The organism is Stenotrophomonas sp. 112478_Sma, from assembly GCF_056479905.1.
Genome location: NZ_CM151072.1, coordinates 2309501 through 2333666, shown reverse-complemented (window position 1 = coordinate 2333666; position 24166 = coordinate 2309501). Strand labels below are relative to the sequence as shown.

25 protein-coding genes are annotated in these 24166 nt (G+C 66.5%); 17 read left to right on the top strand and 8 right to left on the bottom strand.

The window, feature by feature from the left end:
- Window positions 1-92: 92 nt before the first annotated feature.
- The gene (locus tag ACZK08_RS10775) at window positions 93-965 is read right to left on the bottom strand and encodes an NAD(P)-dependent oxidoreductase (protein WP_081284411.1); all 873 of its coding nucleotides are present in this window, start codon (window positions 963-965) and stop codon (window positions 93-95) included.
- 204 nt (window positions 966-1169) lie between these two features.
- Here ACZK08_RS10775 and ACZK08_RS10770 point away from each other — a divergent pair, with 204 nt between their 5' ends.
- Window positions 1170-1631, top strand: coding sequence for a helix-turn-helix transcriptional regulator (locus ACZK08_RS10770; protein WP_065182306.1), 462 nt, complete (start codon window positions 1170-1172; stop codon window positions 1629-1631).
- A gap of 10 nt (window positions 1632-1641) precedes the next feature.
- Entirely contained in the window at window positions 1642-2067 is a 426-nt protein-coding gene (locus tag ACZK08_RS10765) for a VOC family protein (RefSeq protein WP_065182305.1), read from the top strand.
- 45 nt (window positions 2068-2112) lie between these two features.
- On the opposite strand, the gene ACZK08_RS10760 is transcribed toward ACZK08_RS10765, so the two are convergent.
- Together ACZK08_RS10760 and ACZK08_RS10755 are read right to left on the bottom strand one after the other, a co-directional pair.
- A complete protein-coding gene (locus tag ACZK08_RS10760; RefSeq protein ID WP_065182304.1) occupies window positions 2113-2808 on the bottom strand; it encodes an HAD family hydrolase in 696 nt (231 codons plus the stop codon).
- A 93-nt stretch (window positions 2809-2901) separates the two neighbouring features.
- Window positions 2902-3816, bottom strand: a complete 915-nt coding sequence (locus ACZK08_RS10755; RefSeq protein WP_065182303.1) for a hypothetical protein — start codon at window positions 3814-3816, stop codon at window positions 2902-2904.
- A 206-nt stretch (window positions 3817-4022) separates the two neighbouring features.
- Here ACZK08_RS10755 and ACZK08_RS10750 point away from each other — a divergent pair, with 206 nt between their 5' ends.
- Window positions 4023-5597: a S15 peptidase family protein gene (locus ACZK08_RS10750; protein ID WP_065182302.1), complete on the top strand. Its 1575-nt coding sequence runs from the start codon at window positions 4023-4025 to the stop codon at window positions 5595-5597.
- Here the strand turns inward: ACZK08_RS10750 and ACZK08_RS10745 are convergent.
- Complete coding sequence (locus ACZK08_RS10745) at window positions 5571-8003, bottom strand: ATP-binding protein (protein ID WP_196768754.1); 2433 nt, start codon at window positions 8001-8003, stop codon at window positions 5571-5573. The two genes, ACZK08_RS10750 and ACZK08_RS10745, sit on opposite strands and share 27 nt — an antisense overlap.
- A gap of 264 nt (window positions 8004-8267) precedes the next feature.
- Complete coding sequence (locus ACZK08_RS10740; RefSeq protein WP_065182300.1) at window positions 8268-8906, bottom strand: response regulator; 639 nt, start codon at window positions 8904-8906, stop codon at window positions 8268-8270.
- A gap of 83 nt (window positions 8907-8989) precedes the next feature.
- On the opposite strand from ACZK08_RS10740, the gene ACZK08_RS10735 reads away from it, so the two are divergent.
- Complete coding sequence (locus ACZK08_RS10735) at window positions 8990-9634, top strand: LuxR C-terminal-related transcriptional regulator (RefSeq protein WP_065182299.1); 645 nt, start codon at window positions 8990-8992, stop codon at window positions 9632-9634.
- Window positions 9635-9724: 90 nt separating this feature from the next.
- A complete protein-coding gene (locus ACZK08_RS10730; protein ID WP_065182298.1) occupies window positions 9725-9928 on the top strand; it encodes a hypothetical protein in 204 nt (67 codons plus the stop codon).
- Between the two features lie 35 nt (window positions 9929-9963).
- On the opposite strand, the gene ACZK08_RS10725 is transcribed toward ACZK08_RS10730, so the two are convergent.
- Window positions 9964-10269 (bottom strand): hypothetical protein, encoded by a 306-nt coding sequence (locus ACZK08_RS10725; RefSeq protein ID WP_154582308.1) that lies wholly within the window; start codon window positions 10267-10269, stop codon window positions 9964-9966.
- 433 nt (window positions 10270-10702) lie between these two features.
- Between ACZK08_RS10725 and ACZK08_RS10720 the strand changes: the two genes are divergently transcribed.
- The 12 genes from ACZK08_RS10720 (at window position 10703) to ACZK08_RS10665 (ending at window position 23222) form a co-directional block, all read left to right on the top strand.
- Window positions 10703-11068 carry a hypothetical protein gene (locus ACZK08_RS10720; RefSeq protein WP_155761045.1) on the top strand — a complete coding sequence of 122 codons (366 nt, stop codon included), beginning with the start codon at window positions 10703-10705 and terminating at the stop codon, window positions 11066-11068.
- Between the two features lie 172 nt (window positions 11069-11240).
- Window positions 11241-11984: a hypothetical protein gene (locus ACZK08_RS10715; RefSeq protein WP_065182296.1), complete on the top strand. Its 744-nt coding sequence runs from the start codon at window positions 11241-11243 to the stop codon at window positions 11982-11984.
- 68 nt (window positions 11985-12052) lie between these two features.
- On the top strand, window positions 12053-12550 hold the full coding sequence (locus tag ACZK08_RS10710) for a CS1 type fimbrial major subunit (RefSeq protein WP_065182295.1): 498 nt from the start codon (window positions 12053-12055) through the stop codon (window positions 12548-12550).
- 83 nt (window positions 12551-12633) lie between these two features.
- A complete protein-coding gene (locus tag ACZK08_RS10705; RefSeq protein WP_065182294.1) occupies window positions 12634-15165 on the top strand; it encodes a TcfC E-set like domain-containing protein in 2532 nt (843 codons plus the stop codon).
- The gene (locus ACZK08_RS10700) at window positions 15162-16385 is read left to right on the top strand and encodes a hypothetical protein (RefSeq protein WP_065182293.1); all 1224 of its coding nucleotides are present in this window, start codon (window positions 15162-15164) and stop codon (window positions 16383-16385) included. Before ACZK08_RS10705 ends, ACZK08_RS10700 begins: the two co-directional genes overlap by 4 nt.
- Window positions 16386-16466: 81 nt before the next feature.
- On the top strand, window positions 16467-17063 hold the full coding sequence (locus tag ACZK08_RS10695; RefSeq protein WP_065182292.1) for an NADPH-dependent FMN reductase: 597 nt from the start codon (window positions 16467-16469) through the stop codon (window positions 17061-17063).
- An 11-nt stretch (window positions 17064-17074) separates the two neighbouring features.
- Entirely contained in the window at window positions 17075-17758 is a 684-nt protein-coding gene (locus ACZK08_RS10690) for a hypothetical protein (RefSeq protein WP_053515858.1), read from the top strand.
- A gap of 19 nt (window positions 17759-17777) precedes the next feature.
- Window positions 17778-18728, top strand: a complete 951-nt coding sequence (locus tag ACZK08_RS10685) for a DUF2268 domain-containing putative Zn-dependent protease (protein ID WP_065182291.1) — start codon at window positions 17778-17780, stop codon at window positions 18726-18728.
- Window positions 18729-18818: 90 nt separating this feature from the next.
- Window positions 18819-20108 carry a serine hydrolase domain-containing protein gene (locus ACZK08_RS10680; protein WP_428992335.1) on the top strand — a complete coding sequence of 430 codons (1290 nt, stop codon included), beginning with the start codon at window positions 18819-18821 and terminating at the stop codon, window positions 20106-20108.
- Between the two features lie 59 nt (window positions 20109-20167).
- Complete coding sequence (locus tag ACZK08_RS10675) at window positions 20168-21208, top strand: alpha/beta hydrolase (RefSeq protein WP_065182289.1); 1041 nt, start codon at window positions 20168-20170, stop codon at window positions 21206-21208.
- 32 nt (window positions 21209-21240) lie between these two features.
- Window positions 21241-22722, top strand: a complete 1482-nt coding sequence (locus ACZK08_RS10670) for an OprO/OprP family phosphate-selective porin (RefSeq protein ID WP_065182288.1) — start codon at window positions 21241-21243, stop codon at window positions 22720-22722.
- 77 nt (window positions 22723-22799) lie between these two features.
- Window positions 22800-23222 carry an H-NS histone family protein gene (locus ACZK08_RS10665; RefSeq protein ID WP_065182287.1) on the top strand — a complete coding sequence of 141 codons (423 nt, stop codon included), beginning with the start codon at window positions 22800-22802 and terminating at the stop codon, window positions 23220-23222.
- 78 nt (window positions 23223-23300) lie between these two features.
- Here ACZK08_RS10665 and ACZK08_RS10660 read toward each other — a convergent pair whose 3' ends face one another.
- Entirely contained in the window at window positions 23301-23678 is a 378-nt protein-coding gene (locus ACZK08_RS10660) for an EF-hand domain-containing protein (RefSeq protein ID WP_065182286.1), read from the bottom strand.
- Window positions 23679-23711: 33 nt separating this feature from the next.
- Window positions 23712-24092 (bottom strand): BA14K family protein, encoded by a 381-nt coding sequence (locus tag ACZK08_RS10655; protein ID WP_053515847.1) that lies wholly within the window; start codon window positions 24090-24092, stop codon window positions 23712-23714.
- Window positions 24093-24166 lie beyond the last annotated feature (74 nt).

Below are 24166 nucleotides of genomic sequence, written 5' to 3'. Positions count from 1 at the left end.
AACTCCCTGTTGTTGCGTGGACAGGCACCATGCCTGTCGAGCCCGCCTGAATATAGCAGCGGGCGGGGGCGGGCGTGCCATCCCTTGCTGAATCAGGCGGCGGGCGGTCCTCGCAGCGCCTGCAGCACGGCCGCCATGTCCAGCCCGCCCAGGCCGAGCCGCTGGGCGCGAGCGAAGAGAGCATCGCTGGCCTCGATCAGCGGTGCCGTGATGCCGGCATCGCGCGCCGCCGCAGCCACCAGCTGGCTGTTCTTCAGCACGTCGGTGATCGACGCCTGCACCGCGTAGTCGCCGCGCACCATCTTGTCGAGCTTGATCCGCGAAACGTCACTGGCCATCGGGCCGGCATCGAGCACCTGCGCGAAGCGCTCCAGCGGAATGCCGTGCGCTTCGGCGAAATGCACGGCCTCGGCCAGGCCGGTCACCAGCGTGATCAGGTACAGGTTCACGGCGAGCTTCATGCGCAATGCCGCGGGAACATTGCCGCAGGGAACGCATTGCCTGCCCAGCGGCGCCACCAGCGCGGAGGCCTGTGCGACGTCCTCGTCTTCACCTGCCAGCAGGATGACCAGCTGCGCGGCTTCGGCCTGCACCCGCGAGCCGGACACCGGGGCTTCCACATAGCGCCCGCCGGCTGCGCGCACCTGTTGTGCCAATGCCTGCGAATAGGACGCGGAGCTGGTCCCCATGTTGATCAGCAGGCGACCGGCAGCACGCGCGGCGAATTCGGGGCTGTCGCGTGCCAGCACGCTGTCGATCGCCGCGTCGTTGGCGAGCATGAGGATGATCGTGCCGCAGGCAGCGAACACGTCTTCAACGCCATCGGCCACTTCGACACCGGCGGCGACCGCCTCGGCGTCGTTGCGGCCCGAGCGCGACCATCCCAGTACCTGGCTTCCCGTCCGCGCCAGGTGCGACGCCATCGGCGTTCCCATCACTCCGAGCCCGATGAATCCGACAGGCATGACTGCTTCCGCTGGGGACAAGGCGCCCATCATGCCGCAGGGCGCCGGCGACCGGCAGGGATTGACCGCGCGCAGTCGGCGACGCAGGCTGGGCCGGCTCATGGCCGCCCGACACCCATCGCCCCTGTCCGCATCCCCGCACGCCATTGAAGGAGTGGCGTGCGCGGGGGATGCGTGGCCCTGCCTCGTGCATGCGGGGAGGCCATGAACCAGAGCCCGGAACTGCTGCGCCGGTTGCTGCGTGCCCGCGACTGCATGGACCGCGCCAGCCACGAACCGTGGCCGGTCGCCCGTCTGGCCGAGGTCAGCGCAGTGTCCGTGGCGCACTTCGCACGCTCCTTCAAGCAGGCGTTTGGCATACCGCCCCATCGCTACCTGCTCAGCCGGCGCATCGAGCGGGCGGTTGCCCTGCTGCGCGAGACCGAACTGCCCATCACCGAGATCGCACTGGCGACCGGCTGGGTCAGCCTGGGCACCTTTGGCCGCATCTTCCGTGACATCACCGGCGCCAGCCCGGGTGCCATCCGCGAACGCGAGCGCGCAGGGGTGGCAGCGCAGGGTCGGGTACCGGAGTGCCACGCCCGCGCGGCGCGACGCCCTGACCTGAAGACCGCAGTTCTGGAGAAGCGGCGACGCGACAGCGCTGCTAACGTCGCCCCCGACTGAGGGAGGTCCCATGACGAACAGCGTGAATGTGGTCGGCCTGTACGTGCGCGACCAGGATGAAGCACTCGACTTCTACGTCGGCAAGCTAGGCTTCGAAGTGCACACCGATGTGCGCAACGGTGACTACCGCTGGCTGACGGTCTGCAGCCCCGGGCAGGACGGCGTCCAGCTTGGCCTGTTCCGGCCCGGCCCACCGGTCCACGACGCCGCCACCACGGCGAGCCTGCAGCAGCTGCTGGCCAAGGGGGCGATGCCGCCCCTGGTGCTCGCGGTGGACGATTGCCGGGCCACCTACGAAGCTTGGCGACAGCGCGGGGTCGAGTTCACCCAGGAACCGGTCGAGCGCTACGGCGCGGTCGATGCCGGATTCCGTGATCCTTCCGGCAATGGCTGGAAGATGATCGAGGCCCGGTCCGATGCGAGGCGGCGGCCATGAGCCGCGGGCGCGGGGCCGGCCCCACGCTGCATTCGGTTGACCGGATCACGCCACGGCGCCGGCCGCGTGGGCGGCCAGCAGGGCCGGCAGCTCATCCATGCGCTGGAACACCCGATGGACACCTGCGGCGCGCAGTGCCTCCGGGGTGCTGTGGTGCGGCCCGCCCTCGCTGAAGCCGAACACGGTGGCACCCGCGGCCACGCCGGCCGCAGCGCCGGTCACGGTGTCCTCGATCACCGCACAGCGTTGCGGCTCGACGCCCAGCGAAGCGGAAGCGGCCAGGTAGACATCCGGATGTGGCTTGCTGCGCGGCATGTCCTGGCCGCTGAAGACATGGCCCTCGAAGGCGTCGAACATCCCGACCTTGCGCAGTTGCAGTTCCACCTTGTGCAGGTCCGCGCCGGACGCGCAGGCGATGCGGCCGCCGGTGGCTGCGTGGATGGCCCGCACGGCTTCAGGGGCACCTGCGATGGCGGTCAGGTCCCGCTCCAGGGCACGATTGCGCTGCTGGCGGAAATCCTCCAGCCATTCGGCGGTGAAGGGTTTTCCCGTGCGCTCCTCGATCAGGCCGGCCAATCCGGCAACGGACTTGCCGAGAAAGACCTCGCCTGCCTGGGCGGGGGTCAGCAGCCAGCCGCGCGCACTCAGCATCTCGGAGAGCACGCGGGCCACCAGCGGCTCGGAATCCACCAGTACGCCATCGCAGTCGAACAGCACCGCATCGAATGGGTAGGGGGACATCGACAACTCCTGCCAGTGAAAAGCCCATCATTATCGCCGGTTCGCGCAGCGCCGGGTTGCCGGGCTGCGGATGGGATGCCGAGGGCGCGCCGACTACAGGCCCGGCTCCCGTCCCATGCGATGCGCCAACGCGAAGATCGCATCGGCCCCGGCCTGGGCAGCGTCCCTGTCTTCCGGCTGCAGGTCGCTGGTGAACAGGTCCTCGACCGACTCCGGCCCGCACATGCCCGACTGGCCGCACAGGCGGTTGAGCAGCGGAGAGTCGATTCCGCAGGGGATGCCGAGCCGGCATCCGGCGAGCATCCAGGCCGCTGTGGCGACCTCACTGCCGGCGGGAACGCCCTGCAGCTGCTCGCGCCTGCCGGCCGCCGTCGAACCCATCAGGTTGGAAAGAGCCACGTACGCCTCGCCATCCTCCTGCAGGAGGACGGCTTCAATCAGTGTCCTGTCATCGGCCAGGGACAGATCAGAACGTGCATGCAGGATCTGCTCTTCTATCTGCGCCACCAGACTGCCCTGCCGGGCGGCCAGGCTTCGGTAGTGCCGGACGTTCCTGATGCTCTCGAGAATGCGCAGCGACACCCCGGCACAGCGCCTCTGCAACCAGGCATGGCTGCGTATCAGGGCCGCACGGCGCGCAGTCGGGATGTCGCTCGTCGCGAGTGCCGTAGGGTCGATGGACATCATGCACTCGTCGTAGATCCGGCTCAGGGCCAGGCTGGCGTCGGCGTCGCCGCTGCGCGAGCGCTGCTCCAGGTCGGCGATGAGCAGATCCAGGCGGGCCGCCTCGCGGTAGCGCGCCATGGGTGAAAGCACGGGCTTGGCCTGTCCGGTACCCGCGGCGGCTGCCGACGCCGGCGCACCGTGCAGCGCAGCCTCGGCTCCGGTAGTGGCCGTGGGTGATTGCGTGCTGTCCGCAGACCGCCGCGAGGCGACGACAAGCGTCATCGCCAGGAGGACCAGCAGGGCGGCCACGCACGCGGCCATCCGGAACGGGAACTTCACCATCGACCTCTTCTTGGCAACCGGATCCACCGGCACGGGCAGGGAGCTGTCTGTATGCCTGCATCGGCACGCTCGAGCCTAGCACGCCGCATTCATGTTCAAGCCCGGCGAGACGGGGCGTTGCCGCCATGTTGCGTCGCAAGGTGTCTCCCACCATTCGCACTGGTACGGTCCGGCTCGTCGCACTGCAGCGACGGGGAGAAACGACGATGCGCAAGATGCTGCTGCTGTTGATCCTGTTGACCGGCCTGTCACCTGCCGCCTGGGCGGTGACCGTCACCACCACCCATCAGACGATACCCAGCTGGGACGGAACACCGCTCGGGGTATTCGTCATCCAGCCGCAGGGGCAGGGCGAGGGACGCCTTCCGCTGCTGGTCATGCCCAGCAGTTGGGCCGTTCCCAGCGTGGAATATGTCGGCGTCGCGCAGGCGCTGGCCCAGCGTGGCTATATCGTGCTCAGCTACAGTTCGCGCGGATTCTGGGAGTCGGGTGGGTCGATCGACATCGCCGGACCCGCCACCGTCGAAGATGTCAGCGCGCTGATCGACTGGGCGCTGGACAACACCCGGGCCGATCCCGCCCGCATCGGTGTGTCCGGCATCTCCTACGGCGCCGGCACCAGTCTGCTGGCGGCGGCGCGTGATCCGCGCATCAAGGCGGTGGCCGCACTGAGCGGCTGGGCCGACCTGCAGGCGGCGCTGTACAGCAATGACACCCCCAGCGCGCAGGGCATTGCCCTGCTGGTGGCCGCCGGCCTGGCCACCGGCCGTCCCGGTGAGGAGCTGGCCACGATCAACCGCAGGGTGGTGACCGGCAACTTCCAGGGCGCGGTCGAATCGCTGCTGCCGGTTGCGGCACTGCGCAGCCCATCGGCCAGCGTGGCGGAGATCAACGCCAACCGCCCCGCCATCTTCCTGGCCAATGCCTTCAACGACAGCCTGTTCCCGCCCGGCCAGCTGGTGGACTTCTTCAATGCGTTGACTGGCCCCAAGCAGCTGCAGTTGCGTCATGGCGATCATGCCCTCAACGAGGCGCTGGGTGCGCTGGGGGTGCCGAATGAGGTCTACGCCTCGGTGGGGGACTGGTTCGATCACTACCTCAAGGGCGTGGCGAACGGCATCGACCGTGCCCCGGCCGTGCAGCTGAAGTCGCAGAAGGGCAGCTGGAACACCTATGCAGACTGGCAGGCGACCCGTGCCGGGGCGACCCAGTACGCGCTGACCGCGCCGGGCGGACTGCTGCTTCCCACGGGCGGCCTGGTCGAGAACGGGCGCAGCAGCGGCTGGAGTTACCGCATCGGCAGTGGCCTGCCGACCGCCGCCAACTCCGGTGTCGCGATGGTGTCCGGCTCCCTGCAGATGATCAACGTTGCGCCTGGCGCCTACGTGCCCTTCATCGGCCGCAATGCCGCCGGCGTCTGGCAGAGCCCGGTCTACTGGAGCGCCCGTCGCCTGGACGGCATGCCGGAAGTGCGCGTCACCGTCACCCCCAGCCGGGCCGACACCACGCTCTATGCGTATCTGTTCGTCGAGGACGTCCTCGGCAACGGGCAGCTGATCAGCCACAAGCCGTACACCCTGCGCAGCGCGACCCCAGGACAGGCCAGCACGCTCGATCTGCGTCTTGAAGCGAGCAGCTGGAACATCCCGGCCGGAAGCCGGCTGACCCTGGTGATCGACACCGTGGACCTGCGCTATGCCGGCGTCAGCCAGCTGGGCGGAACGGTCACCTTCAGTTCCCCGGCCAACGCACCTTCAGTCCTGCGGGTGTCCTTGCACTGAGGCGATGCCGCGTTCCTCGACGGGGACGCGGCCGCGTGCGGCGGAGGAAGCGCACGGCGCCGCTGCCAGCGGCGCCTGCTGCATCCGCGTGCCATGCGCCGCATACCATCGCAGGTCTTCGATGAGGCGGGCGATGTCACTGGCCGACGCCGGGTCTGCCGTGCGTTGGCGCAGTGCCGGCATCAGGGCCCGCGCGATGGCTTCGATGCCACGCTCGCCAGCGATGGCCGCGCTGCCGCAGATGCGGTGGGCCATGTCGCCGGCCTTGCCCCAGACGCCCGCCTCGACCGCGACCTGGAGATCCTGCAGGTCGCTGTCATACGATTCCCAGAAGATCTCCAGCATTCCGCGTGCGATCTCGTCCCCCGGTCCGCGGCCCAGCCAGGCCCTGAGCTGGAAGGTGGAGAGAGGTTTGGTCACGACGTGATCGAACCCCGCCTCGGCGCACTCCTTCGCATGTTCAACGCCCTCCATCGCTGAGATCGCCAGGATGCTGGCACGTCCTTGCCGCCGCGAGTGCTCAATCGCGCGGATCCGCCGGCACAGTGCGTAGCCATCCATGTCGGGCAGGTTGCAGTCCAGCAGGATCGAGCCGAACTGAGGAGCCGTCCGGATTACGCGCAGGGCATGCGCAGCATCCGTCGCCAAGGTCACCGACAGCCCCATCGCCTCGATCTGCGCCTTGAACATCCGTGCACTGTAGATATGGTCCTCCACGATCAGTACCGATGGATTCCCGTGCGTGGCGGTCGCCTGCTGTTGGAGTGCGAGCGTGGGAGCGGAAGGTTCGCAGGCTCGCGCGTGACGTGCGGGAAGCACGACGTGGAAGCGACTGCCTTCTCCGGGGCTGCTCTCCACCTGGATGGAACCCCCCAGCCGCTGCGTGATGCGCGAGCAGATGGACAGGCCCAGGCCAGCACCGCCCAGGGCGCGTCCCTGCTGGCTCTGCCAGTAGTCGGAGAACAAGGCGTCGCGCTCCTCGGCACTCATGCCGATACCGCTGTCGATGACCTCGATGTTCAGCGTGCAGTGCCCGGACGTTCCGGCCTCCACCCACAGGCGTACACGTACGTCACCGTTGCGTGTGAACTTGATCGCGTTGGACAACAGGTTGACGACCACCTGCCGCACCACGATGGGATCGATCCACAGATCGCCCGGCTCGCCACAGGGCAGTTCCACATGGCAGGTTACGTTGCGCTCGCGCGCCTGCGGGCGGAACGCGCGCACCGACTCCTCGATCAGGGGGCGCAGCGCGACCCGCGTTGGCTCCGCTGCGCGGCTGCCTCCTTCAAATCGCGAGTACTCCAATGCGTTGTTCAGCAGAAGACTGAGGCTGGAGGCACTGGCCAGGGCTGCATCGAGGGCCTCTTCCTGCTCCGGAAGCACGGGTCCCTTGCCGAGCAGGTCGGTTGCCGAAAGCAGCGCATTGGCCGAATTGCGGATTTCATGGCTGACCACGGCCAGCATCCTTGCCTTCTCCTGCGCGGCGCGTTTGGCCAGATCCCGTGATCGCTTCATCTGGTAGGCCGCGAACGCCAGCGCCAGCAGGACGAGGGCGGCGGAAATCGCTTCCGTCCGGTAGTACAGCAGGATTGCGCCGACCGAGGGCGGCGTGCGGTACACCGTCTCCAGCCAGCCATCGATCACATCCCGGTGATGGGCGACCGAAAGCGCGCGGAGTCCGCTGTCGATGGTGTCCAGCAGCGCCTTGTCCTCGCGCCTGACCACCGCACGCACCACGATCGGCAGCTCCGCGACCGCACCGGACGCGACCAGCGTATGCTGGAAGTATCGGCGGATCACCGGGTTGTACAGCGCATCGGTTCCCAGCGCCGCATCCGCCGTTCCCGACTCGACCGCACCGAGGATCTGCGGCACTCCCGTGAACTCCAGCACCTTGATATCCGGATGATGGCGCCGGATCCAGTCGACGTACTGGCTGCCCTCGCGTACGGCGACCACGTGGCCGGCCAGCGCGCCAAGCGTAGCGAAACCGGGCCCGGCCGCGCGCGAGAACAGCAGTGTCCTGCCCTCGAAGTAGGGTGGCGACACCAGGAAGCGGTCATCCTGCGGAAGATCCAGGTCCATGACCGAAGGCACCAGATCCACCTTGCCCGACTGAAGCTGACGGTAGGCCTCCGTGGGCGATCCGGTGGGTACGAACTGGAAGCGGACGCCCGCGAGCCCGGCGATGTGCATCATGTAGCGATAGGCGGAAGCACCTTTCCCGGTGGCGAAGCCAACCGCACGCCCTCCATCCAACTGCGGATCGGCGGCCACACGGATGATGCGCGCCTGCGTGGCGTCGTGGTTGCGGGAGGAGTGATGGACTCCCGTGGCAAGCGCGCAGAGCAGAAGCGCGGCTGCAGCCAGCAGCCCGGCCATTCCTGTTGATCGTTTCATCGGCCTTCCAGAGGCGGGCAAAGCACGTGAGCGGATCTCACGGGACGTTGTGCTGAAGAAGCCGTGGCGACGCGGTGCTGTCACCCCGCGGTGCTCCTCCATTTCGGTGCTGGAAGGCTAGCAAAGAGTGCCCGATGCGTCTTTGCAACTAATTGTATTGGAGAACCTGAACGAGCCGTACATCATTCCTGCCCCGGCCCGCTGCCGCCTTCCCACTACACGAGGTGCCAACGCGACCCTGGGCGCGCCCGTCGGCAGACGCGCTCATTCCAGTCCCAACTCCGATGCGAACCTGAAAAGTTCGGCATTGCTGCTCACGCCGAGCTTGCGCATTGCCGCACGCTTCTGGGTGCTGACCGTCTGCTTGGTGACCGCCAGCTCAAGCGCAATCTCATTCACGCCCTTGCCCGCCAGGAGCAGATGTACCACCTGTGCTTCGCGAGGCGAGAGCAGTTCGCCGGCGGAATCGAATCCGTTCACATCGCGGCTGGCCAGGATGGCGGGTGAGAAATACCGGCGTCCCTGGGATGCGGCCAGCAACGCTCTGGCGACATGCCGCAGGTCATCCGACTTGCTGACCACCGCGGCCACCCCGCGCGTGAGCAGAACCTGGATGATCGGCCACTGGTCCAGCGCGGTGAGAACCACGATGCGCAGTGCCGGGTACCTGCTGCACAACGTATCCACCAACGCCAGGCCATCGCAGCCGTCGCCAGCGGGCATGGAGTAGTCGACGACGGCAACATCGGCAGGCTGGACAGCGAGGAGGTCCAGCAGTTCGACGCCGTTTGCAACGCTGGCCAGGCATTGGAATCCTGCCTGCTCATCGACGATCGCCTCAACCGCAAAGCGCGTAATCGGATGATCGTCGGCAATGACAACATCCTCGACTCGGTCTTTCATAGTGTTTTCCTTCGCATTGCGTTTTCGCGAACAGGAAACTTCACGGCCAACCTGACAACCGTCAACAGAAGGAGGCGCGAAACATGCCTGTCGAATTCATCATCGCCGATGATCACCCCGTGGTCACCATCGGCGTTGCCCGGCTCATCGCCGCACACCCGGACCTGTCCCTGCGGGGGTGTGCCAGGAATTCGAGCGAGCTCGTCAACCTGCTGGCCACCACCAGCGTGCAGGTTGCGGTGATCGACTACTCGATGCCGGGTGGCGAGTACGGAGACGGTCTGTCATTGATCCGCTTCCTCCTGCGACGCTTTCCTCGCACGGCGCTCGTCCTGCTCACCGGGAACGACAGCAGCCACATCATCGAGCATGCGCAGCGGGCCGGCGTGAAATGCATCGTTGCCAAGTCCGATCCGCTGGAGTACCTGCCACCGGCCATTCTCGCCGCGGCGGTCGGCAGGAACCACCTGTCGCCGCGGATGCTCGAACTCGCTTCGCTGCATGAGCAGTTGCCGGGCGTGGTGCTGTCCGGGCGCGAGCTGGAGGTCCTGCGCCTTCTGGTCGAAGGTTACAGCCAGCGCGAGGTGGCCCGCCAGTTGTGCCGCAGCGTACAGACCATCAGTGCACAGAAGCGCTCGGCGATGAAGAAGCTCGGCCTCAACAGCACCATCGATGTCCATCGCTATGCTGCTGCCAATGGCTGGGTGACCTGTGCCGATGGCGGATAGGCCTGCGGCATTTGCAAACTAGTTCGATTGTGGAAGTGAACTGCCATCCATACAGTGACTGCAACTTAACTCGTAGTCCGGGGGAGCGGAATGACCATTGAACTGGATGCCTGCGTAGCCGGAGTGCTTGCACGGTTCGCTGCACTGGATGTCGAGCAGCAGCGGTGGTTCCTTGATTCGTTGAATGGCTACATGTACGCGTCCGCGCCGCAGCGGAGGCAGCTGCGCAGCACGTGGGAGAACCATCGTCACGACGAGGTGGGCGGTCGCAACGCCGTGCCCCGGCAGGCCTAGGCGGCCACGCGTGTGGAGTGGGGCGCCCGCATACATCATCGCTGTTCCGTGACGCCCACGATCTGCACCGATTCCCGATACAGTGCAGCAACGCCGGACCTCGCCGCGCTTGCCTGCTCCAGTAGTGTCTCTTCCACGGGCAGAAGCCCGGAGCGACATGCCTGCACCACGTCCTTGCACTCCATCATCATCCACTTCGTCTGACTGTCGTCCATCACGATTCTCGACAGCACGCGCGAGGCTTTGCGCAATGCGATCTCCCGCGATGTCGCATGGGCACAGACGTAGGCGTAGAGCGGGGGCGCGAGGCCATGGCGATCACGCCGCAGGTCGAACTTCATCAGAAAGCACACACGCATCCGAACACCGCATCTCCGGCCGGGTCAAACGGCGCGCCATCGCGCCGACAGTGCAGCTCCAGCGGGTTTCGCTGCAGTGCAATATGACAACAGTGCAATCAAGTCCGCGTTCTTTCCATAGAACTTTTATCAATCATTCGTTGCCGAGCTGGCCGGACAGGGCGATCCGCGCTGAACTTCGGAGTTGTTCGATTGAGTGCTCCAGCCGGCGGACATAGCATGGACGGCGCGCCGGCGCAGGAAGCGGCGAGGGGGCTGTTACCTACATGGACCATGTCGAGGGGTCAAGACGATGTTCGCAGCGGGAGCCGGAGTACTGTCGGATCTGCGTCACTGCCAGTGCCGGGACTCCGCAACGATGCCCCATGATGAAGGTGCCATCCTGGGGCCGTCATCTGCATCGGAAGAGGCAGGCGTGCGCAGCCACATTGCCTTCCTGTGCCGATTCCCCGATCGCGATGTGCCGGTGATTACCAGCCGGTTCATGGGCCGGTCACTGACGGTGAGCATCGGGCTGGAGCCCCGTGGCGTCGGTCACGCAGGAAGGCAGGCCACCGGGGCAGAGCAGCGTGCGCTGCGCAGCGCGTGCGGCCGCGGTCGCATCCATACCGTTGCCATATCCACACGCACCGCCGCTCCGATCACCCTGCACGGCATGTTCCGTTCGGTGCCCGATGGCGAAGGCGTGATGATCCTGTGCGCCGACGATGCGGTCCGCCAGCATGTGATCGCTCTGATGGGCCTGTCGAATCACTGTTCCAATTGCGGCGCGACCCGCTGATTCCCTGTTAAAGCGTGCGCAGTACACGAAGCTGAGCCGTTCATCCGCGCGGCCCGGGATTTCGAATTATTCGGAATAGTTGCATACCCAGGCAGAGTATCCGTCCCTATCGTAGCGCCCTTCGATGAAGAGGGTGTCGGCAACGCCGCACCCCGACCTCAAGGAAGCTCCGATGAAACGCCTCATTCTGCTGGGCGCAGCACTGCTGTTGCCCACGTTCGCCAGCGCCGAAATGCCGTCGATCCACGTCGGCGCCATGTACGAGTACCTGTTGCCCGACCAGGGCGCATTGCTGAAGCGCGTCCGCAACAGCGGTGACGCCACGGCATTCGTGCGTGTGCAGGTCACCGAGGTGCGCTACACGGAGGACAACACGCCTTACGAGGTCGATGTGGAGCCGGGTGTGTATGGCGGTGGTGGCAATGCCCTGATTGCCAGCCCTTCGCGCCTCATCGTTCCGCGTCAAGGGCAGCAGGCCACGCGGCTGCTCTTCCACGGCAATCGTGACAAGGAGCGCTATTACCGTGTCCGCTTCGTGCCTGTGCTGCCGAAGAAGGAGGACGAGTTCGCACTGACCGAGGCGCAGTCCGAGGACTATCGCCGTTCCATCGCGGCCGGCGTCAACGTGCTCACCGGTTACGGCGTCTTCGTCATCGTGCATCCGGAAGCGCCGTCGTCCGATCTGCGCACTGATCGCCAGCCCGACCGCACCGTGGTGCACAACGCGGGCAACAGCACCGTGGTGCTCGACAACGTGCGCCAGTGCAGCACCGGCACGCAGCCCGGGCAATGCGGCGCGTCGCGCAGGGTGCATCTGTTGCCCGGACGCAGCGAGGCATTCGCACATCTGCCTGGCCAAGACCATCGCTTTGAAATCGTCGAGGGGAAATCCCGCAAATCCGTCCTGCTCGACTAGCAGCTTCCTCTGAAGCTGCGCCCACCGCCGCACACGTCGGCATTTTCCAACCCTGGAGCAATATTGCAATGAACCTGAAGTCCATCACCGTGGCCGCCCTGGCCGCCCTTGCCCTGTCGCCGGCCGTCGCCTTCGCCGATCCGGAGCAGTTCCCGCTGCAGATCAACGTCACGGCCACCGTGCCGTCGCCGACCGGCCTGCAGATTTCCCCGGTGGGTGACTGGGCCGGCGAAACCCAGGACCTGCCGTGGAACATGACCACGCAGCGCCTGGAGCCGGTGCAGAAGCAGATCGACATGAAGAGCGGCCTGGGTGCGATCACTGCGCACCTTGCCTACGACGCCAAGCTGGCGGCGCAGGCCGGCGAAATGCCGATGACGGTTTCCGTGGCCGGCAAGACCCTGGCCGTGGGCGCGGCCGCCGCCATTGAAGTCGCGACCGAAGTCGAGGCCGCGGCTGGCAAGCGCGCTTTCGTGTCCATCGCAGCCGCGCCGGTCGGTGGCGACTACCAGCAGGGCAACTACAGCGGCACCGTTTCGATGATGTTCGAAAGCCGTTCGCCGTAAGCACAGACCTGTGCAGAACGGGCGCGTCCGTTCCCCGCTGGTGCGCGGGCGCGCCCCTCAGTCTTACTCAACAAGAGAACATCATGTCTCCGCGCACCCTCCCTCTCGCCATTACCCTCGCGCTGTTCTGCACCGCGCCTGCCGTGCTGGCTGCCGAGGGCGCGCTGGACACACTGAATCTGCTGGAGCAGTCCGATGCCCTGCCGGATGACTTCCGCGATCACTTCTTCGATGTGCCGCTGGTGGTCCGGGTAGAACGGGACGGCGAGTACCTGGGTGACGCGCGCGCCGTGCTTACCCGCGACAACGCGGTGTCGTTGCTGGAGTTCACCGACGCGCACGGCAGCACCCAGCCCGAGAGCGAGCGCGAGCGTTGGCTGGCCGTGCTGGGCTCCCCTCATGCCCTCGGCCCGTGCACCAAGCCGTGCCGCGATGGGCTCGCCGGCCTGCACTACAGCCTCGAGAGCTCCCTGCTTTCGATCGCCTCCGAAGCGGCCGGCCAGGCGTTGGCGGTGCAGCGCCACCTGTCGCTGCCTGATTCCGGCAGCAGTGGCCTGATCCTGCGCCACCAGTTGAATGCCTATGGCGGGGAGGGCCAGCGGGCTGCCGGTCGCTACGCGCTCGCCGCACAGGGCAGCGTCGGCAACTGGACACTGGACGCCAGCTACCAGGCGGACCGCAGCGGCGAGGATGATCGTCGCGTCCGCCATGTCCTGCAGTCACTGCACGCACAGCGTGAGTTCAAGGACCATTTCCTGCGTGCAGGATGGTTCCTCCCGAATTTCGACGGCGTTACACGGCAGCCCCGTGGCGCAGGACGCACCCGTTTCACCACCTTCGGGGTGATGGCCGGTTCGTCCGATACGCTGTTGGTGGACAGTCGTTCGCCCAGCCTGTACCCGGTATACGTGACTGCCAACCGCGAGGGCAGCGTCGAGGTCTACCGCGACGGCAGCCTGATCCTGACCCAGGCGGTCCGTCCGGGGCTGCAGCAGGTGGAGACGCGACGTCTGCCTGGCGGCATCTATGAAGTGGAACTGCGTGTGATCGAGGACGGGCGCGAGACGTCACGCACGACATCCATCATCCACAAACCCGCCCAGTGGCGCGATCCCAGCCGGCGTTGGCGCTACAGCGCCTTTGCCGGCGTGCAGGACAGCCTGCTGGACAGCTTCGATGATCCCGGCGCGGGCCGGCCCGCCGTGGGCGGCGTGGTCAACTATCTTGCGCATCCACGTGCGGTGCTTGGCGTTGCTGTGCAATCCATCGGGAACGATCGCTCGCTTGCCGGCTCAGTCGACTGGCAGGTCAATGACTGGGCCAATGTCTACACGAACGCCTATACCTCCAACCGGACCGGAAAGGGCGTGGACCTGCAGGGCCTGCTGCGCTACCGCAATGGCAGCGTGGTCGCCTCGCATACGCGGAGCTGGCAGGTGCAGGGCGATCTCATCGAGCCTCCGCCGTTTCCCGGGTACACCAGCGCGCCCGTGCGCGAGGGCTGGTTGCGCACCTCGGCAGTCGGGGTCAATCACGGGTTCGGCCGGCATGGCCAGCTCTCGGCCCGGATCTCACACAGCCAGGGCTTCAGCCGCGGCACCGGCTTCGACCTTTCATTCAGCCGTCGGCAGACGCTGTTCGGCAGTGACGCCAACTGGCGGGCTTCGGTCTTCGATCGCCCCGGCAGCATCAGCTCGGGCCTACGACGCAATCGTGGCGTGGAGTTCACCTTGAACATCGCGCTCGGCCAGGATGGGCGGCGCTACAGTGGCAGCCTTGGCTCACGTACCGCGGCCCGGGGCGGCCGTGACGTCTACGCCAGTGCAGGCGTGCAACAGAGCTTCGCAGACAGCATCGTGCACAGTGTCGCCGGGCAGGCCACCGTGGACAGCACGGGCATCGGCCTGGGCGGCAACGCCCACTTCGAGTCGGCTGCACTGCGCGGGGATCTCCATCTGCAGCGCTCTTCGCTGGACGGTGGTGTGAGCGGGGGCGTCAATCTGGAGAGCACGCTTGCCGTGGGCGGAGGCACCCTGGCGATCGCAGGCGACGGCCAGGCCAGCATGGTTGACACCGGCATGATCATCGATGTGCGTTCGGACCTGGCCGGCGCCACGATCCGCGCGCACGACAGCCGTGGCGGCTCCCACATCCTACGCCCCGGCCGCAATCTGCTGCCGGTGTCCGCCTATAGGCCCGGGTCGATCCAGCTCGACTTCGATGATCACCATGCGCCGGCCGCCGCGATCCAGCCGTCGGTGCTGCCCTATCACCTCAACAAGGGTGGCATCGCCTACAACCAGGTGGATGTCGTCAGAACGATCACCGTGCTGGGCCATCTGCAGGACTCGCAGGGGCGGCCGTTGGCCGGTGCGCACGTGATCAATCATGCCGGGCGCAGTGTCGCCGAGGCCGATGGCTTCTTCGCCCTGGAGATGAACAGCCGGATGCCGACGCTGGTGGTGCGTCATCCGGACATCAGCACGTGCAGTTTCGAGCTGGATGGCCGCACAACCCGCCCGCGTGGCGAGATGTGGATGGCTGGCATCCTCAGATGTCCACCTTCGGCCGTGGCCGCACAGGCTGCGGCCGGCCATGCTGGAGAAGCGCCATGATGTTCCATCTGCTGTGCCGCTTCCTTCGCCGGCTCATGCTCGGCGTGTCGATGCTGCTGCCCGCCCTGGCCGCGCAGGCGGGCGACGTGTACATCACGGCCGAGTTCAAGCCTGACCTGACAAACCCCAACCAACGGGGATTCGTCAATACCACGCCGTGGAGCGGGGTCTGTGCCAATGCGCATATGGCGACCTGCATCGCCAACAACTGGTGGAGCATCGATACGACCGTCCGTGGCAGCAAGGAGGTGATCCGCAATGCGGACTACGGCCCGGATGGCTTTTATATCGCGATGCCGGCACCGCGCATCGTGACCGTCACGTCCGAGGATGGCGCCAGCAGCTTCGACCTCACCCTGCGGGTGATCGGGGCGGCGATGCGGTTTACCGACGAGGACAGGGACGGGGCGTCGAGCGGGTTCTACTCCAGCGGCGGACCGAACAACTGCTCGTATGGGGTGACAGGATCAAGTGCCTATACTGTCATGCGCATGCTCCTACGCCGCGACGATGGACAGGGCGCCGTCGCCTGCGGCCTGCACTGGGTGAACACCAACAACTATGCCATTCCGGCACTGGATTTCGTCTATGCGCTGGAAACCCCGGCGCCGCTGGAGATGCGCAGTGGCATCTACACCGGTTCGACCCGCTTCTCGTTCGGGGGAACCGGGCAGGGCAGTGACTTCGACCTCGGGCACCGGGTGTCCCTGTCCGACAGCCTGGTGAACGTGCATTTCCGCCTGGAGGTGCGCCATGCGTTCCGGTTGGATGTGGCCCCCGGCATGGATCACGCGGTGCTGGCGCCCAAAGGCGGGTGGAGCCAGTGGACCGACCATGGCATCGCACCGGCGCGGCTGCAGCAGGAAGTTCCGTTCCACATCAGCAGTTCCGGCCAGTTCAGTGTCTCGATGCAGTGCGAGCACCTGCAGGCGGACGGGCGCTGCGGGATCCGCAATACGAGCGTAGATGCCGATGACGTTCCGTTGGATGTCAGCCTGACACTGCCGGGTTTCCGTGATCGCGCGAGCGGCCGCCAGGTGGTGGATCTGCCGCTGCGGGTGAACCAGCCTCCGCCTGTATTCACCGCCGATGCCGTCATCATCGGGCGTTCGTCGACGCTTCGGTTCGCCGTGAACGGCGAGCCGGTACGGAAGATGCTGGACCACCCGGGCACCACGTATCAGGGCAGCGTCACCGTGGTGTTCGACGCAGATCCATAGCGCTGCGACGTGTGGTGTCTGGCATCATCGGCAGAGCATTCGGACGAGTGCTCTCCATCCGGTCCTTCCTGGGAACCTCTGATGCCTGACAATTCCGCCCCCCTGCGCGTACTCGCTTTCGCCGGCAGCCTGCGCCGGAACAGTTACAACCGGCACCTGATCGACGCTGCAACAGGCTCGGCGCCGGCCGGCCTGTCGCTGACCGTCCATGACAGCATCGCTGACATTCCGCTGTTCAACGAAGACCTGGAAGCAGACGCTGCGGGTGGTCCGGACGGCGTGATGCGCCTGCGTGCTGCGGTTGCGGCGGCCGACGGCGTGCTGATCGCCACGCCCGAATACAACCAGTCCCTGCCGGGCGTGTTGAAGAACACCCTGGACTGGCTGTCGCGCAACGATGCCGCGCTGGGTGAGGTGCTGTCCGGCAAGCCGGTCGCCATCATGGGCGCCACCCCGGGGCGGTGGGGCACACGGCTGGCGCAATCGCAGCTGCGCCACGCGCTGGCCGCGATGGGGGCACTCGTCATGACCTCGCCGCAGCTGTACATTGCCGAGGCGGCATCGGCACTCGACACCGCAACGAATGACTTCGATGACGCCACCCGCAAGCGGTTGCACCGCTTCCTGGAGGGGTTCCAGAGCTGGATTCACCAGTTGCGCGGGGAGCGCACGCCATGAACCACACTCGCATGAAACCGATTGGATGCCTTGCCCTTGCACTGGCCGCGATGCTGACCGGCAATGCCTGGGCCGAGTCAGACGAGAGCACCAAGCGCCCGTCGGCCGAGCAGCTGCAGCGGCTGATTGTCGACCGCTCGCCGCAGACTCGCGTCGAACGTCCTGACAGCGAGCGGATCACAGCCCGCCGCATCGACATCGTGGATGACAAGGGCGTGATCCGCATGACGCTGTCGGGGCAGACGCCGGCACCGATCATCGATGGCATCCAGTACAAGCGCGCGTTCAACGTCGCGGGCATGGTGCTGTACGACGACAAGGGCAGTGAACGCGGCGGGTTCGGCACCGCTGACATCGAGGGCGGGATGGCCGTGCTGGCGCTGGATCACCCGGCCATGGATGCGATCGGCTGGCGGGTATCGCCCGATGGCGAGGTCCGCTTCTCGATCAACCAGGCACCGCCGCCGATCCGCGATGCCGCACTGGGCAACAAGCTGGTACCGGGGGTGCAGGTTCCGACGCGTATCCAGATGGTGGTGGGCGCCGACGGCACGCCGGCCATCGCCTTGAATGACAAGCAGGACCGGACCCGCCTGCGCCTGACCGTCACTGCCGAAGGCCATGGTGCCATCGAGTTCCTCGATGCACAGGGCAGGGTGGTGCATACGCTGGCCCCGGAAGCCGGTGCGCAGTAGACGCCGGACGCGGCGGTCGATGGCATCGGTCATCTGCAGATGGATCGCCGGTGGGCTGGCAATGGCCTTGCTGGCGACGGCCGCACAGGCGGAGACCCGGGCGCGCGCGCCCATCGTGCGAACCGATGATGTGACACGCTTCTTCGCGGTGATGGACGCCAGCGGTGGCAGGCCGGATGCATTGTTGCTGCAGCGCCGCTATCTGGAGCCGGGCAGCGATGCGCTGCATCAGTTCAGCGAACTGCGTATCGGCTCGATGCAGCGGCTTGCCGATGCAATCCAGCAGAAGCCGGCGCTGTATGTGAAGGCGCGCACGTGTGCTGCGGCACTGCCGGGCATCCGCAGCGGAGTGACCCGTGCGCTGCGGAATCTCGGCGAGATCGTGCCGTCGGCCCGTTTTCCTCCGGTCACCCTCCTCGTCGGACGGGGCACCACCGGTGGCGTTACCACGCCCGACGGCGTGGTGATCGGCCTGGAGACACTCTGCAACGCGGACTGGATGCAGGCCGATGTGACGGAACGCTTCGTGCACCTGATTGCGCACGAGTATGTGCACGTGCAACAGCACGGCGCCGCTGTTGAAGTACCCGCGCCTACGCTGCTGTACCAGACGCTGCTGGAGGGCGGTGCAGAGTATGTGGGTGAACTGATCTCCGGGCAGCCCGCCAACAGCCATCTGCAGCGCTGGGCCGCAGGGCGCGAATGCGCCCTGGAACGGGAATTCGTCGCGCAGCGCGACAGCACCGACCTGTCGCGGTGGCTGTACAACGGGCCTGGCGATGACACCCGCCGCGGCGATCTGGGTTACTGGATCGGGCAGCGCATCGCGCGGGCGTACGTCAACCGCGCCGACGACAGGCAGAAGGCCATTGCCGAGCTGCTGGATGCAAGGCCCGAAACCGCAGAAGCGCTGTTCAGCGCCAGTGGTTGGACGCCGGCGTGCGTTCCCGGCAGTACCGCGGCGCGGTAGGCACGTCGTGCTGAAGCCATGACTTCAGGCACTGCAGGCGGTCTGCCTCCATCGCCACTCTGACCGCATGTCCCAGGAAGGAGCATTGCCTTGTCTGCCATCCGACACGTGGCGTCCGTATTGCTGGCGTTCGCGCTGTACTGTCCTTTCGCCGAGGCCAGGCAGTCGCCTGCCGAGGTGCTGGCGGATATCGAGCGTAACGGGCGTGCTGCCCATTCCGACGCTGTGCTGATCCAGAAGGACGGTGTTCCACTGCTGGATGTGGCCTCGACCAGCGAGCCGATTCACCTCATGTCGGCCACCAAGTCGATCATGGCGCTGGCGATCGGCCTGCTGCTCGATGACGGGAAGCTTGCGTCGCTGGACGAACCGGTCAGTGCGATCTATCCGGAATGGCGCCAGGGCCAGAAGCGGGACATCACGGTAAGGATGTTGCTGGAGCATACCTCCGGCCTGCAGAACGTTCCCAACGCGGGGGTCGAGCTGGAATCTGCGCCGGATCTCGTGCAGCTCGCGCTCGCAGCGGAAATCACGTCCGTGCCCGGCAGCGCGTTCTCCTACAACAACAAGGCCACCAATCTTCTGCCGGGCATCATTGCCCGCCTGGCCGGCCAGCCCGTGGATGCCTATCTGGAGGCGCGCCTTTTCAGGCCCCTGGGGATCACGCGCTACGACTGGATGAAGGATGAAGCGGGCACGCCCTTGGGCATGGCCGGGCTCTCCCTGTCAGCCCGGGACCTGGCCGCCATTGGTCAGCTGATGCTCGATGGCGGGGTGGCCAAGGACGGAACGCGCCTGATGAGCGAACACGCGATCTCCTTGATGACCGTCGAGAGTACGCAGTCTGCGGACGTCGGACTACTGTGGTGGCGGCTGCCGGAATGGGAGCGATACACGCTGCGGAAGGATGCGCAGCGCACGCTCCGGGAGCGCGGCGTATCTGACCGGCTTCAGCATGCGCTGCTGGCGGCGGAAGGCAGTACCTTTGCCAGCAAGTCGGCGCTGATGGCGCATCTCAGCCAGCAGCTGGGCGACGATTGGCAGCCGTTGTACGCCACCGAGATCACCGGCCGCGGGCTGAAGATCGCCGATCTTTTCCAATCCCAGCGTGGTCCGGTCAGCGCTTACGCCGCCAATGGATATCTTGGCCAGCACCTGGTGGTCGTACCGGAGCAGCGCATCGTCGCGGTCCGGCTGATCCAGCGCAGGGAAAGCCATGCCTTCCCGGTCGACGATTACGCCACGTTTCCAGCGGAGATCATTCGCTTGGCGAAGTCGATGCCTGCGTTGGCTGCGCCCGCCACGGGCATCGGCGGGGCGCAGGATGATGTTGCAGTGCACACAGAAATACGCAGCACAGCTAGTCCCATCCGGCTATAGGAGCCCAGCGCCGCTCGACGCACACTTCGTCCCGTGAAGGCCTACGGGAGGGGCGTGAGATGAGTCTGTACACGGCGAGACTGCGCAGGCTGGCAATGCTTGTGTTGCTGCTGAATCCCTTGCTTGCGGGTGCGGCGCCGGCGGCATCGCCTGTGCCTGCACCCGAGGTGGTTCCGCTGTGGCCGCAGGGCCACTGGCAGCAACGCGCGCGTGGCCCGGAACGGATCGGGATCGAAGGCAGCGCGAAGGGCGCGGTCTCGGGCATCAGCGATGCGCGCATGGAAATCTATCGCCCGCTGAAGCCGAACGGCTCCGCGGTGGTGATCTTCGGCGGTGGCGGCTACTTCCGGATCCAGATCGGCAGCGCCGCCAAGCCGACGGCGCAGTGGCTGCAGTCGCTGGGGGTCACGGCTGCGGTCGTCTACTACCGGCTGCCTGCCGATGGATGGGCACCTGTCTCGCCCTTCCAGGATGGCCAGCGCGCCATGCGGCTGATGCGCGCACAGGCGCCCAGCCTGGGGGTCGATCCGGAGCGCATCGGCGCGTTGGGCTTTTCCGCTGGAGGCAACCTGGCCGGGATCGTCGCCACGCGCTTCGATGCCCCGTTGTATGCGCCGGTGGATGCGGCCGACCAGCTGTCGGCGCGGCCGGATTTCCTCGGCATGATCTATCCGGTCGTTTCAATGCGTGCGCCGCTGGACCAGACCCGGTCGAAGCGGGAGCTGGCGAGCCAGGACGACGCCCAGCAGGCGTATTCGGTCGAAGAACACATCCGCAAGGACATGCCGCCGGTGTTCCTGGCCCAGGCCGTGGATGACCGCATCGTGGATGTCGGCCACAGCGTGGCGATGTACCAGGCCGCGCATGCAGCGGGTATTCCGGTGGAGCTGCATCTGTTCGAGGCCGGAGGCCACAGCTGGGGGCTGGGCCGGCCCGGCACATTGGTGGCGCAGTGGCCGCGGCTCTTCGCCAACTGGGCACGCAGCCACGGCTACCTCGGGCCAGCGCCTGCGCGGCTGCCCCCGAACGGTGGCCTGGCGATGCCGGCCGCTGCACCTCAGCCCCAGCCTGCGCTGGACGACGATGGCGCGGGCGACTGAGCCGCGCACCGTACTTCATTCGGGAGAACTCCATGAATTCACTGAAGCGTGCCGCGCTCGCCGCGGCTGCCGGCGGCGGCCTGTTGCTGGCGTCACCCTCCGTGCTGGCCGCGGCCAGCGATACCGAAGCCGGGTTGCGTGCACAGGTGCAGGAGCAGGCCAGACAGCTGCGCGAACAGGCAACCCTGCTGCAGCAGCTGAGCGCACGCCTGGCTGCGCTGGAAGGGGGAACGCAGGGCGCTGCCGCAGTGCCCGGCAGCGACGCCAACGTTGACGCGCAGGTAGCCGCCGCAATCGCCGACACCCGGCAGGACGACCTGGCCATTCTGCAGGCACAGGTGGCCCAGCTTGCCGCGACCGGTGGGGGAGGCGATGGCAATGTGCGCTGGCGCAAGGGTGGCCCCGAGCTGCGCAGCGGTGATGGCCGGTTCACTTTCCATCCCCGTGGCCGCGTGCTGGTGGATTTCAGCACCACCCACGGATCCGGATTCGACGCGCGCAACGTCACCGGCACCGATCTGGCCAGCGGCCGCCTGGGTGCAGAGGGGCAGATGGGACCGCTGGGCTACAAGATCGATGCGGACTTTGCTGGCAACGAGGTATCACTGAAGGACACCTACCTGTCCTGGGACACGCGGATGGGAGGGCTGCCGACAGAGATCTACGTGGGCAACAAGCTCAAGGACCGTGGCCTCGACGGTGGCACCAGTGGAGTGAACACGCCTTTCATGCAGCGCAATGCCGTGGCCTCGGTGGGCGCCCAGCAGAGCGGGTACTACGGACTGGGCGTCACCACCAAGGTGATCGGCGATGGCTGGCATGCCAGCGTCGCGGTGACCGGCGATGATATCGGCAATGACAGCACGGCCAGCGACACGATTGCGTATCTGCTGCGCGCGCACTGGAACCCGCTGCGTGGCCAGGCCGGCTTCCTGCACCTGGGCGGCTGGTACTGGTACGAGGATCTCGGCCAGGACGTCGGCAGCATCAACAAGACCTCGCCGATCGCACTGGGCTGGAACGGCAACGTGCGCGTATCGGCCAGTTCCATCGCCAACGTCACCGACAACCGCGCCTGGGGCCTGGAACTGGGCGGGGTGTACGGCCCGGTGTGGGCCTTTGCCGAACACACCACGCGCACCATCGAGTCGCGCACGGTCGACCCGGTCGACCAGCAGGCCACATCGATCTACGCAGGCTGGCTGATCACCGGTGAGCGCCCTGGATTCAGCAGCCGATCCGGCGTCTGGGGCACCACGCGCGTACTTCGCCCCGTGCAGGAAGGCGGCATCGGCGCCTTCGAGCTGGCGGCCCGCTATGACCGCTACGACTTCCTTGATGCTGCCCGCGGCGGCGAGGGCACGGCATGGACGCTCGGGCTCAACTGGTACCTCAACAACTGGTCCCGCCTGATGCTGAACTACGTTCACTGGAAGACCGACAACAAGGTGGGCAATGCCCAGGGGCCGGATTCCGGCAATACTGTCGGCGTACGGGCGCAGGTCTCGTTCTGAGCCCGGCCGGCGATCCGGGTGCGGCACCCGCGGAGCATCCCTTGACAGGTCACGGCGCCCCCACCACGCTGCGTGCCATGCATATCGATATCAAGGCGCTGAACGAGCGGCAGTTGAAGGCACTCATCGCGGCCGCCGAGCGGCGGCTGCAACTTCTCGCACAGCGACGTTCCGCGGCCGTCGTCAGGCGTGAGCTGGTCGCCGCCGCCGCAGAATGCGGCTATTCAATCGAGGAACTGTTCGCCGGCGCCAGCGCGGTGCCCGTGCCTGCGGGCAGCGCTTCCCACAGGCGCCGGAAGACAGGCAAGGTCGCACCCAAATACCGCGACCCCGAGAACCGACGGAACACCTGGACCGGCCGAGGGCGCATGCCGCGCTGGCTTGCGGACAAGACCCGGCACGGTCGCAGCGCGACCGATTTCCTGATTCCGGGCCTGGCCAGGCCGACGACGGGCAAGGATGTGGTCATCGGGCGCAGGAGTGTGTTCAAGCAGAAGTGATGGGCGGGCTGCCTCGCGCCCCCCCGGCGCGGGTCCGGGGCCTGGATCAACATCCGGCCCCGGACCTGCCGCCCGGACTTACTTCACCGGGGCATCGGCTGTCTGTGCCGCCACCATCGCCTGCTGCATTTCAGCCAGTGACAGGTAGCCGTCGCCATTGACGTCCAGTCCCGCGAAGTACTTGGCGATCTCGGGCACGATGGCAGCCTCATCCTTGCTGATCCTGCCGTCCTTGTTGCTGTCCATTGCCTTGAAGGCTGCATCGATGGAATCGGCCTGCTTGCTGAAGCGTGCGTTCTGGTACTTCGCGTACTCGAGCTTGTCGACGCGGCCATCGGCGTTGGCGTCCATTGCCGAGAACGTGGAATCGACGTAGGCCTGCCTTGGGTCGTTGCCGGCGGCATGGGCGAGGGCAGGCATCGCACACAGCGCGATCAGAAGTCCGGTCTTCTTCATGAGTCAGTTCTCCCTTGATGAGTGTTGTGTTGATCAGCGGCAGGGGTATGTGTAGCCGTCGCCGCCACGATAGGTATCCGTGCGCCGATCGTAGTTGCCGTAGCGGCTGATGCAGTAATCGGCACGCTCCCGGTTTTCGCGTTCGCGTTTGGCGGCGGCAGCGATCACTCCGGCAACCACCGCAGCGCCCACCGCACCTACCACGATGCCCTTGGCCTTGGCGTCGTCGCGGCGGTCCCGTTCCCGCTCGCGTCGTTCCCGCTCCTCGCGCTCGCGTTGCGCGTAGCCATGGCTCCACTCTCCGCGATAGCCATCACGATGCTGGGCGTGCGCGTCCCCCGCGTACGGAAGCACCACCAGCAGCTGCACGGCTGCACCCAGCAGCAGCGCCATACGTCCTGTCTTCAGAATCATTTCCCGCTCCTGTGCGGCGTTGTTTGATATCGACAGTAGACGCTGCGAACATTGCGCGAATCTGCCGTGATTTC